Raw genomic sequence first — 11,799 nt, forward strand, 5'->3', positions numbered from 1 at the left:
TAACATATTTAAGTATATATAAAATATGAAATTGGTTATCTATTGGAAAAAAAGATACGGGACAGTCCTTGTTTGGACTGTCCCGTATCCTTTTATTTAACTGCAATCTTATTGTCAACAACATCTACATCGATTTGTGTTATATTTTCTTGATCTAAAAGAAGATCAGTTATTTGATCTTCTACATGCTCTTGTATGACACGGCGAAGTGGGCGGGCACCAAAGGCGGGGTGAAAGCCTAGTGCAGCAAGTTTTTCCTTTGCCTCATTAGTAACAGTAATTGAGATATTTTGTTCTGATAATGTTTCAGCTAGCTCTTTTATCATTAATGTAACAATTTTTAAGAGATCTTCTTTTTCAAGTGAAGAAAACTCAATGATATTATCAAATCTATTAAGAAATTCTGGTTTAAAGAATGAACCAAGTGATTGTAATAGCTGGCTTTCTTCTACAGCTGTGTTTGATGATGTTTCAAATCCAACGGTTATACGTTTTTCACCTACGCCTGCATTACTTGTCATAATAATAACAGTATCCTTAAAGCTGACGGTACGACCTTGACTATCTGTCAATCTGCCATCCTCTAAGATCTGTAGGAACAAGTGTTGCACATCTGGATGAGCTTTCTCAATTTCATCTAATAGAATTATACTATAAGGATTGCGGCGAACTTTTTCAGTTAGTTGACCGGCTTCATCATGCCCTACATAACCTGGAGGAGAGCCAATAATTTTTGAAACAGCATGTTTCTCCATATACTCACTCATATCTAGGCGTATCATTGAGTCTTTTGAGCCAAAAAGTTCTTCTGCTAAAGACTTTGTTAATTCTGTTTTACCAACACCGGTTGGTCCAACGAATAAGAAGGAACCAATTGGTCGAGCCTTGGATTTAAGACCAGCACGACTTCTTCGGATTGCTTTTGATACTTTACGAACAGCATCTTCTTGTCCAATGACTTTTTCTGTGAGACTTTTCTCTAAATGCTTCATTTTTGATTGCTCATGACTTTGAAGCTTTCCAACTGGAATTCCTGTTTTCTTTGCTATAATGGATTGAATGTCCTCTATAGAAACAACAAGCTTTTCATTTGTTGATTTTTCACTATTTAACTGCGATTCAAGATGAGCTTCTTCATCTCTTAATTTAGCAGCTAATTCGTAGTCTTCGTTTTTAGTAGCTTCTTGTTTTTTTAGTGAAATATGTTTTAGACGTTCTTTTATCTCTTCATCACTTTCATTTTTTAACATTAAGTTCTTTTTAGAACCAGCTTCATCCAACAAGTCGATTGCCTTATCAGGAAGATATCGGTCTTGAATATAACGATGTGAAAGGGAAACGCAGGCTTCAATAGCTTCATCTGAATAAGATACATGATGATATTGCTCGTACTTATCTTGAATACCTTTTAAGATTTCAATCGCTTTATCAATTGTTGGTTCATGAACCATTACTGGCTGAAAGCGTCGCTCAAGTGCAGCATCTTTTTCAATTTTTCTATATTCTTTTAATGTTGTAGCACCTACAACTTGAAGCTCTCCTCTTGCCAGAGCTGGTTTTAGGATATTACCTGCATCCATTGAACCCTCTGCTGAACCAGCCCCAACAAGCTGATGAATTTCATCTATGAATAATATAATGTTTTTACGATTTTGTAGCTCTTCTATAATCTTCTTCATTCGTTCTTCAAATTGACCTCTAATCCCTGTATTTGCAACAAGTGATGCTACATCTAAGAGATAAACCTCTTTATTTGTAAGCTTTGTTGGAACAGAGCCGTTTGCAATCTTTAAAGCAAGACCTTCCACGACAGCTGTTTTTCCTACGCCTGGTTCTCCAATTAACACGGGATTATTTTTGTTTCGGCGGTTTAATATTTCAATCATTCGATCAACTTCTTCTTCACGGCCAATCACAGGATCGATTAAGCCTGCTCGTGAAGCATGAGTTAAATTACGGCCAAGTTGGTCTAGAATCCCACCACCGCTGGATTGAGTTTTTGGTTGAACGTTTTCCGCTGATGATGCTTGTTGTTGAAGTCCTTTCATAAATTGTTCAAATGGAAACGAAGGAAATCCTCCTGACAATCCTGAAGGGATAGCTTGTTTATACGTTGAATAGCAGTCATTACATAATGTTAGTTGCTTATGTTGATTATTTATTTGAACGTTTAAATGAACTGTAGCTTGTTTTGATTGACAATTTTCACACATCATCTTTAAAACTCCTTTTCATTATTAATTTATATAAAAAAGATTTCAGCGAAAGAGTTTGATCTTTATTGACCAATAGGATAAAAAGAAAGAGGTCTCATGTTTGACCTTCTTTGATCATAGTATACTTTGACCTTTTTTGACTTTCAAGTGTTTTGCCTACAATTTAGTAATGGGATTTTCTTACAGGAATTTTTAAAAAGGTTATGAAAATGAAGTGAATCATCTCTATTTACGCTCATATAATGATACAAGCTGTTTATCTATAGTGAGGTGTAAAGGATGAGAAGATCTTGGATTGCCTCGTTTCAAGTCGCTGCTGTTTATGTAGGAACAGTAGTAGGAGCAGGGTTTGCGACTGGACGAGAAATAGTTGAGTTTTTTACAAAATACGGTGTTTTTGGACTTGCAGGTATTTTATTAGTGGGTTTTATTTTTGTTTATATTGGGACGAAAATGCTCATCCTATCAAAGCGAATTAACGCAGCTTCTTATCAAGATTTAATGATCTTTTTATTTGGTAAGAAAATAGGAAGATTTATAAATATTTTTATGCTTATCATATTATTAGGATTAACCTCTATCATGTTGTCGGGTGCAGGAGCGATATTTAAAGAACAGCTTGGTCTTTCTGTAAGGTTAGGTGTTATTATTACGATTTTATTAACAATAGCTGTTATGTTTTTTGGTATTAAGGGGTTATTTAGTGTAAATATCATTGTAGTACCAATGCTGATTCTATTTAGTACCATTCTAGCTGTTCAATCTTTCTCTATTGAAGCTTTAAGTGTAATGCCCGATAAATCATCTGCCACATTTAAATGGATTCTTTCTGCTGTTTCTTATGCAGCCTTTAATTTAACAATGGCTGCAGCTGTTTTAGTGCCTTTAGCAAATGAGATCAAAGATGAGAAAGTCTTGAAACGGGGAGGGATCCTTGGGGGAGTCTTTTTAACAGCAATTCTAATTAGCAGTCATATTGCTCTTTCGACTCTTCCTAACGTTATGGATTATGACATACCGATGGCTGAGGTAATGAAAACAACTTTTTATGCCATTTATTTTATTTACATAGCTGTCATATATGGTGAAGTTTTTACCTCAGTTATAGGCAATTTATATGGTTTAGAAAGACAAATAGCATCGTTTCTCAATATACCTAGTATGATTATTGTTTGCTCAATACTATGTGTAGCCGCTTTTATAAGTAAATTTGGGTATAGTTCATTAATTTCTACATTATATCCGATCTTTGGATATGTTTGTTTAGGAGTACTTCTGTTATTAATGATTAAAAAAGTTCCTAAGTAGCATATCCAATTTTAACGACCGTGGTTGATGCTTGTATTGTCATGCTATTTCAACACGGTCGTTAATGCTTTATACTAATAGGACAAGTTGTGTAATGTGGAGGGCGAATATGGAACGAATTGCAATTATTTCGGATATTCATGGAAATATTCCTGCGTTAGATGCAGTTTTAGATGACATAAAACAAAAAAAGATTCAACGTATTTTTTGTTTAGGAGATTTAGTTGGAAAAGGACCTGATTCTTATGAAGTGATACAGAAAATAAGACAAAGCTGTGAAAAAGTTATAAAAGGAAATTGGGATGACTTCATTACAAAGGAAACTGAATTTGAATCATTGAAGTGGCATCAACATCAATTAACGGTGGATCAAAATCTTTATTTGGAGTCATTGCCCTTTTCATTTGATTTTTATATGAGCGGAAAACTGATCCGATTATTTCATGCCTCACCACAGAGCGTTTATACAAGAGTTCAGCCTTGGGATTCAATTGAGACACGATTAGGTATGTTTACTAATACGGAATACACTGGAATAAGCACTTATCAACCGGATGTTGTTGGTTATGGTGATGTTCATCATGCCTTTATTCAATATTTAAACGGGAAAACACTTTTCAATACAGGTAGTGTAGGTAATCCTTTAGACCTCACTCAGGCTTCATATACGATCGTCGAAGGGGAATATGATTCTAAAAGGGAGGCAGGATTTAGTATTACCTTTGTACGTGTACCATATAATATAGAAAGAGCTATTCAATTAGCTAAAGACGTAGAAATGCCTGACCTAGAGCCATACATACAAGAGTTAACAACAGCAAAGTACAGAGGTTTAAAAAATTAGATAGAGGTAACTACCAAAAAAAGCAATCAAAACAATCTTGATTGCTTTTTTATATGTAAGGGTTAGTAAAATTTATAGGTGTCCTGGAAGGTTTTATTGAAAGAGGGTTTGAAAAAAATATGTAAATCCTGGTAAATTTTTAAATATGCTCATTTACGGTCAAATAATGTTGTTTTTCATTGAAAAAGGTATTATTAAACGAATTATCACATAATTATTAAGAAAATCACCAAAGTGTTACGTTTGACTGTATTGTTTCTTTCGTATTATGATAACTTTAACTAAAACTGTGGGGTGATAATATGGGGCAGTGTTAAAAATGAATAGTATTGTTATCGCATCCCTTATTGAACTCCAAGCGGACGCTGATAATAAGAATAGATGTATATAGGTTTTGTGTTAGACTTAACTCTCAGGAGGTGACTCCTTTTCCGTTTTTTGACGGAGAAAGGAAGCTTATTTGGACATAGTAAATTTGTTGCTTGTTGCAATTTTAATCGCTCTTACGGGTTTTTTCGTTGCTTCTGAATTTGCGATCATTAGAATTAGGAGCTCTCGTATTGACCAATTAATTGCAGAAGGAAACAAAAAGGCAAGTGCCGCGAAGAAAGTCATTAATAACCTTGATGAATATCTGTCGGCTTGTCAATTAGGAATAACCATTACTGCTCTTGGTTTAGGTTGGTTAGGTGAACCAACCATAGAACACATGTTAAAACCAGTGTTTCAGCAGTATGATCTACCTTCATCCGTATCAACAGTGTTATCATTTTCAATTGCGTTTGTGACGATTACATTTTTGCATGTGGTTGTAGGTGAATTAGCTCCAAAAACTGTAGCCATACAAAAGGCTGAAGCTGTTAGTTTATGGTTTTCTAAGCCATTAATGGCATTCTATATTATAATGTACCCATTTATTTGGGCTTTAAACGGATCTGCTCGATTTATTACAGGATTATTTGGTTTTAAGCCTGTATCGGAACATGAAATGGCGCATAGTGAAGAAGAGCTTAGAATCATTCTTTCTGAAAGTTTTAAAAGTGGTGAAATTAATCAATCTGAATTTAAGTATGTGAATAAAATATTTGAATTTGATAACCGAATTGCGAAGGAAATAATGGTGCCTCGAACGGAGATTGTTTCGTTATCGATTGATGCTACAATTCAAGAGCAATTAGAAATTATTAAGGACGAAAAATATACACGATATCCAATTGTAGATGGTGATAAAGATCATATCGTTGGAATTGTAAATATTAAAGAAATATTCACTGACTTAATACACTTTGAAAATCAAAAAACGTTTACAATTGATAAATATGTAAGACCGATTATTCAGGTGATCGAATCAATACCTATCCATGAATTGTTGCTTAAAATGCAAAGAGAAAGAATTCATATGGCCATATTAATTGATGAATATGGTGGTACAGCCGGGCTTGTCACGGTTGAGGATATACTAGAAGAAATTGTTGGAGAAATACGTGATGAATTCGATGCTGACGAAGTTCCGCTTGTTCAAAAATTAAATGATACAAAATATATCATTGATGGCAAAGTGTTAGTTAGCGAAATTAATGAGTTATTAGGTCTTGATATCGATGATTCTGATGTTGATACTATTGGCGGGTGGATGCTTACAGAACAATATGATATCCAAAAAGGTGACTTTATTGAATTTGGATCACATATGTTTAAAGTACATGACATGGAAAACCATCACATTCGTTCCCTAGAAATAACAAAGGTTCCACAGGTTTTACCAAACCCAGCGCTGCTTGATAAGGGAGTAGCCACTTCATAACAAAAGAGCCTACAAAAAATGTAGGTTCTTTTTGTTATTTAAGATCAACTATACTCTCTTATCCCCAATAAATGGTTACAGATCTAAGAATGTTTAAGAATGAAAGATCTTTAAAAGGTAAAAATATAAAAGCTTCGGGATTGAGGCTAATATGCTGAAAAGGGGTTTTTAGTATGACACAATCAAAATCACAAAAAGAACGTCAATGGGCGGTTCGAAAACAATCTCAAAATCCTCACGGTAAAGTAAAATCCTTTGATCAGCTTTTAGAAGAAGCAGGTAAAAAAGAATAGAAATAGAAAGGTGGGGAAATTTCACCTCACCTTTCTTTAAGAAGTATTTCTTGTGTTTTCTTTTGTTTATTACATTCTTTTGCTATCGATTTTAATAGCTTATTTAAAAAATCCCGATCTTTTGACAACCACTTTACTTCGTTTAATCCTTCTACAATATAAAAGGAAAAATCCCAAACAGAGTTTCTGATGTATTGTGTATTTCCTTGTGCAATAAACGAAAGGGCTTTTAATATTGAAGCCATAACAGAAACATCTTCTCTAGCATAATAACGAATTTGATAAAAGCATTCATATAGATAGTCATCAAAAGATGGCTTTTCAAAAATCAGCCGCAATTGGTGATGTTCATCATAATGAAAAGGTGTAGCTAAATGTTTCTTTCCTAATAATGACAAGATTTTTGCTAAATGATTGATACTATTTATCGCTGTATAAGGATCGTTGATTCCTGGTGAAACAGCTCTTAGTGCAATTTCAACTAATTTTTGCAAACCAAAATGAACATCCTGAACAGGCTCTTGATCGGATGAAATTGTTATAAAAGTTGAAAACATTTTTGATTTTGAGACATCTTTAAGGCCCCAGATTGAAAAAAGAACGGTATCTTCATCAACATACTTACCAAGATCTTGTTCTAGTTTTATAATTAAATCATCTTTTGATGCTTGAGAAATTATCTTTTCAAGTTCAATGTACTCAATATATCCCGAACGCTTGCTGTAAAGGGAGTAAGGCTTAACTGTTTGAATTTCATCATATTCCCAATTCTCCCATGGTGGGTCCTCCCTAAATTCCTGTTCATCAACAAAATGCTTATGAATAGATGTAATTGTTTTTTTCGTGATATTGAAAATTAAGTTACTTACTTTTATCCATGTTGTAACATGATGAATAAAAAAGACAAACATTCCCAAGCAAATGATTGACACGAATATGGCTAGTGTTGGAACAATAAAAAGTGTACTGTTATCATTTTTTCGTACTAACAATAATAAAATAATTGTATAGATAAAACCTCCAATAAAAATTCCGAGTACACGCTGTGTATGATGATCCGTAATAAAATTTTGTAATGTCCTGGGAGAAAACTGTGATAAATAGGTTGTTAGGACTACAAGAATTGATGAAAATGTAATAGTTGTCATCGTTAGTAAGGAAGTTGCTAAAGAACTTAATATTGTTTGTGAAAGGTTCATATCAGATAGAAAAAGATCTGGAATTTTTGTATAAAAAGGTTGATTCATCAGATAACGATCTAAAAACATGCTTAGTACGGCCAAAATAAAAGCAAGAATTCCATATACTGTTGGTAAATACCAAAAGCTGGATCGAACCCGAATAATGAGTTGTTTTAGTGACAAAAGAAAGCCCCCAATCAATAAATCCATTGCAAATTGAATTTATTCGTGATATATTTTCTTAGTTGAAAATTTAACAGTAAATCCGATTTTAGACGTAAAGAAATCGGGAGAGGTTCTAGCACAACCCTCTATAAAAAACTACGATATCTTTGATATAAAGTTTTATATAGAACAATGCTGGACACCTCGAATTTTTTATTCGAAGGTGTTTTTTCTTTACCATATTACAAATAACGAACATATAGATTTTTTAAGTTTGTGTTATTTACCAATTGTTATTCATAGGAAAGGAACGTTTAGAATGAAAAATGAAAAAGCAGTCGTTGTTTTTAGCGGCGGTCAAGATAGTACAACATGCCTATTTTGGGCGCTAAAGCAATTCAAGGAAGTGGTGGCTGTGACGTTTAATTATAACCAACGCCACAGCTTAGAGATTGAGGTTGCAAAATCTATTTCTAAGGAACTTAATGTTAAGCATCATATTTTAGATATGGATTTACTGAACCAGCTTGCACCTAATGCATTAACAAGAGCTGATATTGAAATTGAACAAAAAGATGGTGAGCTTCCATCTACTTTTGTACCTGGTCGTAATCTACTGTTTTTATCGTTTGCAACAATTTTAGCAAATCAAATAGGTGCAAAACATATTGTAACAGGCGTGTGTGAAACTGATTTTAGCGGGTACCCAGATTGTCGAGACGCATTTGTTAAATCGTGTAATGTAACTTTAAACTTAGCATTGGATAAGCCATTTGTTATTCATACACCGCTAATGTGGATTAATAAAGCAGAAACTTGGAAGTTGGCTGACGAGCTTGGTGCGTTAGATTATGTTCGAGAAAAAACATTAACATGTTATAACGGTGTGATCGCAGAAGGCTGTGGTGATTGTCCAGCTTGTGAGTTAAGAAGAAAGGGACTTGAGGAATATCTAGTTGAAAAAGGAGTGAGTGTTAAATGATTCAGCAGATTTATCCGCAGGTTCAGCATTCTTATCAATTTGAGTTAAACAAGGATATGCATATAGCAGCGGCACACTATATCCCGCATGAAGATGCTGGGAAATGTCAAAAGGTCCATGGTCACACATATTTTGTCAATATTACAATTGCTGGTGATGAACTTGATGAATCAGGTTTTCTTGTAAATTTTGCTTCACTAAAGAAACTTATTCATAACCGCTTTGATCATTCGCTTTTAAACGATCATACTGATCTTTTTTCAGAGGAAGACTCTAATTATTTTCCAACAACTGAAGGAGTAGCCAAAGCAATTTATGAATTGATTCAAGATGAGCTTGATACAAAAGCAAATAAAGCACAATGTGTCCAAGTTTTTGTAAGAGAAACACCTACAAGTTATGTAGTGTTCCGTCCTAAGCGCAAGGAGGGATAGGAATGAAGAAAATACCTGTACTGGAAATTTTTGGTCCAACAATACAAGGTGAGGGTATGGTTATAGGTCAAAAAACAATGTTTGTTCGAACAGCTGGCTGTGATTATTCATGTAGTTGGTGTGATTCAGCTTTTACATGGGATGGATCAGCCAAAGAGGACATTAGACAAATGACAGCTACTGATATTTGGAATGAATTAGTTAAATTAGGCCAAGACCGATTTTCACATGTGACAATATCGGGAGGAAATCCAGCATTGCTTGGAAATCTTCAAGAGCTTATCTCTTTATTGAAGGAAAAGAGGATAAAAATTGCAATTGAAACTCAAGGGAGTAAATACCAGGAGTGGCTAAAGGATATTGATGATTTAACAATTTCTCCAAAGCCACCTAGCTCTGGAATGAAAACAGACTTTGAAAAACTAGACTTTATTATTACTGAATTAGATAGATTAGAAAGATCCCAAAGTATTAGTTTAAAAGTTGTTATTTTTAATATAGAAGACATTCAGTATGCTAAAAATGTTCACCTTCGCTACCCTAACCTTCCATTTTATCTTCAAGTCGGAAATGATGATGTACTTGGAGGAGATACGGAAAAACTCGTGCAGAACCTCTTAGAAAAATATGAGTGGCTCATTGATCAGGTGATAGATGACAAAGACTTAAATGATGTTCGAGTATTGCCACAGCTTCATACGCTGGTCTGGGGAAATAAACGAGGTGTTTAATGTTGAAAGAGAGGGAAATATTTATGGCTGGAAGAAAAAGCGACGAATTACAAGATGTTACATTACTTGGGAATCAAGGAGTAAACTACTTGTTTGAATATTCACCACAAATCTTAGAGACTTTTGATAATAAACATCCGAATCGCGATTATTTTGTTAAATTTAATTGTCCGGAGTTTACTTCACTATGTCCGATTACAAATCAACCTGATTTTGCTACAATTTATATTAGTTATATTCCTGATGTTAAAATGGTTGAAAGTAAATCTTTGAAATTATATTTATTTAGTTTTAGAAACCACGGTGATTTTCACGAAGATTGTATGAATATAATTATGAATGATTTAATTGAGTTAATGGATCCACGATATATCGAAGTATGGGGTAAGTTTACACCACGTGGTGGGATTTCAATTGATCCTTATACGAATTATGGTAAGCCTGGTACAAAGTATGAGAAAATGGCTGAATACCGTATGATGAATCATGATCTATATCCAGAAACAGTTGATAATCGATAGAATTTTGGTTTAATAAGGTGTGTCCTATGGACATGCCTTTTTCAATTATTTGTTTGATAAAAGTCACTGACTTGATTAAAAAGAGGAAAACTGACTTGGTCATGAGGGGAGAAATAGTTATATTTATAGTGAATTTGTATTTATATCAGACTATGTTATACATGCCGATAAATTCAATATTTAACTCTGTTCCAAGGACTTCTCTAAGTACTTTAATTTCTGCTATAGCTTCCAAAATATGGTTAGCATTAATGATTAGTTCTTTTGAGTCGATAGAGAATACAAATTTCTTCATTTCATCGTCCCCTTTAACTTGTTTTCATTATGATATGTTAGAAAATCTCACAATGCTAGAGGTGTGTAAGAGAATCTGACAATGATTTTAAAGATAAGAAACAGCGCATGGAGCGCTATCTCTTGTCTTTGTCTTTGTCTTTGCCTATGTTTTGAATAGCTTCAGTTATGGCATTAGACACTTGATCAATTGTTTCCATCATTCCACCGTGAAGCTGACCATCAGCACCAATTTCATTCTTTTTCTTTTCTGAATCAATTGGATTAGAAATTCTCGCCATATTTTCACCCCCTAATTCTTATGATGTGTATTGAATGCGTATTTAATCTAAATATTTTCCTTGAAAGTGAAATATGATAGAACTAAGGTGAATGGAAGGAGGTTTTCGGTTATGCAATTTGATGAAGCAGCAAAGCTACGAAAAGAATGGTTGGAAAAAGGTGGACCAGATTGTCATCATCCTGAACTTGAGCAACGCTACCTAGGACAGTATGCAGGTGATTATGCATGTACCGCATGTGGTGAAACATATATATCAGTACCGAATAGGCTTCAAAGTAGTGAAGCAAAAAAATAAAAGGTAAAACGCGAAGAAATCGGTTTCTTCGCGTTTTACCTTTTTAATTAAGAAAAAGAGTCTTTAATAATTTTATAGTTTTTATGATTAACAACTGTACGTCTATCAAGATCTAAGTCTTTAAAATTTTCCATATATGTTAAATCAACAATGACGGAATTTTCATTTACTTTTTCAACAACACCTGTTAAACCATCTCTGAATTCTATGATACTACCTACTTTAGCGATCTTCATTGCCTCGCTCCTTTACATATTCTTCTATGATTAGTTTATTCACTAATCTTTCTCGTATACGCTTACGCCTTGAGCTTTGGCGCAATTTAAATTTTAAAAATTCTCTATTAGAATTATTTAACACTATTTTTGTTAGTAAGTAAAGCCTTTCTACTAAATTTGTTAAAAAATTTACAGAACATGGAAAGTTTTTCGTGAAATGAAAATTAAAA

14 protein-coding genes are annotated in these 11,799 nt (G+C 33.8%); 9 read left to right on the top strand and 5 right to left on the bottom strand.

Annotated features, from left to right (window positions below):
- Window positions 1–92: 92 nt before the first annotated feature.
- Window positions 93–2,216, bottom strand: coding sequence for an ATP-dependent Clp protease ATP-binding subunit (locus LPC09_RS07955; protein WP_231309381.1), 2,124 nt, complete (start codon window positions 2,214–2,216; stop codon window positions 93–95).
- A 279-nt stretch (window positions 2,217–2,495) separates the two neighbouring features.
- On the opposite strand from LPC09_RS07955, the gene LPC09_RS07960 reads away from it, so the two are divergent.
- The 4 genes from LPC09_RS07960 (at window position 2,496) to LPC09_RS07975 (ending at window position 6,465) form a co-directional block, all read left to right on the top strand.
- Window positions 2,496–3,524, top strand: coding sequence for a YkvI family membrane protein (locus LPC09_RS07960; protein WP_231309382.1), 1,029 nt, complete (start codon window positions 2,496–2,498; stop codon window positions 3,522–3,524).
- A gap of 109 nt (window positions 3,525–3,633) precedes the next feature.
- Window positions 3,634–4,368: a metallophosphoesterase family protein gene (locus tag LPC09_RS07965; protein WP_098795947.1), complete on the top strand. Its 735-nt coding sequence runs from the start codon at window positions 3,634–3,636 to the stop codon at window positions 4,366–4,368.
- A 460-nt stretch (window positions 4,369–4,828) separates the two neighbouring features.
- Window positions 4,829–6,172 carry a hemolysin family protein gene (locus LPC09_RS07970; protein ID WP_231309383.1) on the top strand — a complete coding sequence of 448 codons (1,344 nt, stop codon included), beginning with the start codon at window positions 4,829–4,831 and terminating at the stop codon, window positions 6,170–6,172.
- 173 nt (window positions 6,173–6,345) lie between these two features.
- Complete coding sequence (locus tag LPC09_RS07975) at window positions 6,346–6,465, top strand: DUF6254 family protein (protein ID WP_231309384.1); 120 nt, start codon at window positions 6,346–6,348, stop codon at window positions 6,463–6,465.
- 26 nt (window positions 6,466–6,491) lie between these two features.
- Here the strand turns inward: LPC09_RS07975 and LPC09_RS07980 are convergent, their stop codons facing one another.
- Window positions 6,492–7,829 (bottom strand): DUF2254 domain-containing protein, encoded by a 1,338-nt coding sequence (locus tag LPC09_RS07980; protein ID WP_231309385.1) that lies wholly within the window; start codon window positions 7,827–7,829, stop codon window positions 6,492–6,494.
- Window positions 7,830–8,130: 301 nt separating this feature from the next.
- Here LPC09_RS07980 and queC point away from each other — a divergent pair, with 301 nt between their 5' ends.
- Genes queC through queF form a run of 4 tightly spaced genes read left to right on the top strand, consistent with a single transcriptional unit; the run spans window position 8,131 to window position 10,479 of the window.
- On the top strand, window positions 8,131–8,793 hold the full coding sequence (gene queC, locus LPC09_RS07985; protein ID WP_098795944.1) for a 7-cyano-7-deazaguanine synthase QueC: 663 nt from the start codon (window positions 8,131–8,133) through the stop codon (window positions 8,791–8,793).
- Window positions 8,790–9,227: a 6-carboxytetrahydropterin synthase QueD gene (gene queD, locus LPC09_RS07990; protein WP_098795943.1), complete on the top strand. Its 438-nt coding sequence runs from the start codon at window positions 8,790–8,792 to the stop codon at window positions 9,225–9,227. The genes queC and queD overlap by 4 nt, the downstream gene beginning before the upstream one ends.
- Window positions 9,228–9,229: 2 nt before the next feature.
- Window positions 9,230–9,958, top strand: a complete 729-nt coding sequence (gene queE / locus LPC09_RS07995) for a 7-carboxy-7-deazaguanine synthase QueE (protein WP_098795942.1) — start codon at window positions 9,230–9,232, stop codon at window positions 9,956–9,958.
- Between the two features lie 23 nt (window positions 9,959–9,981).
- On the top strand, window positions 9,982–10,479 hold the full coding sequence (gene queF / locus LPC09_RS08000) for a preQ(1) synthase (protein WP_098795971.1): 498 nt from the start codon (window positions 9,982–9,984) through the stop codon (window positions 10,477–10,479).
- A 145-nt stretch (window positions 10,480–10,624) separates the two neighbouring features.
- On the opposite strand, the gene LPC09_RS08005 is transcribed toward queF, so the two are convergent.
- Both LPC09_RS08005 and LPC09_RS08010 read right to left on the bottom strand, forming a co-directional pair.
- A complete protein-coding gene (locus tag LPC09_RS08005) occupies window positions 10,625–10,774 on the bottom strand; it encodes a hypothetical protein (protein ID WP_176551001.1) in 150 nt (49 codons plus the stop codon).
- A 115-nt stretch (window positions 10,775–10,889) separates the two neighbouring features.
- Window positions 10,890–11,054 carry a hypothetical protein gene (locus tag LPC09_RS08010; protein ID WP_176551000.1) on the bottom strand — a complete coding sequence of 55 codons (165 nt, stop codon included), beginning with the start codon at window positions 11,052–11,054 and terminating at the stop codon, window positions 10,890–10,892.
- A 111-nt stretch (window positions 11,055–11,165) separates the two neighbouring features.
- On the opposite strand from LPC09_RS08010, the gene LPC09_RS08015 reads away from it, so the two are divergent.
- On the top strand, window positions 11,166–11,351 hold the full coding sequence (locus LPC09_RS08015) for a hypothetical protein (protein ID WP_098795941.1): 186 nt from the start codon (window positions 11,166–11,168) through the stop codon (window positions 11,349–11,351).
- Window positions 11,352–11,398: 47 nt separating this feature from the next.
- On the opposite strand, the gene LPC09_RS08020 is transcribed toward LPC09_RS08015, so the two are convergent.
- Window positions 11,399–11,587 (bottom strand): YkvS family protein, encoded by a 189-nt coding sequence (locus tag LPC09_RS08020; RefSeq protein WP_098795940.1) that lies wholly within the window; start codon window positions 11,585–11,587, stop codon window positions 11,399–11,401.
- Window positions 11,588–11,799 lie beyond the last annotated feature (212 nt).

Origin of the sequence: Metabacillus sp. B2-18 (genome assembly GCF_021117275.1) — a bacterium.
In the GTDB taxonomy this organism is placed as follows: domain Bacteria; phylum Bacillota; class Bacilli; order Bacillales; family Bacillaceae; genus Metabacillus.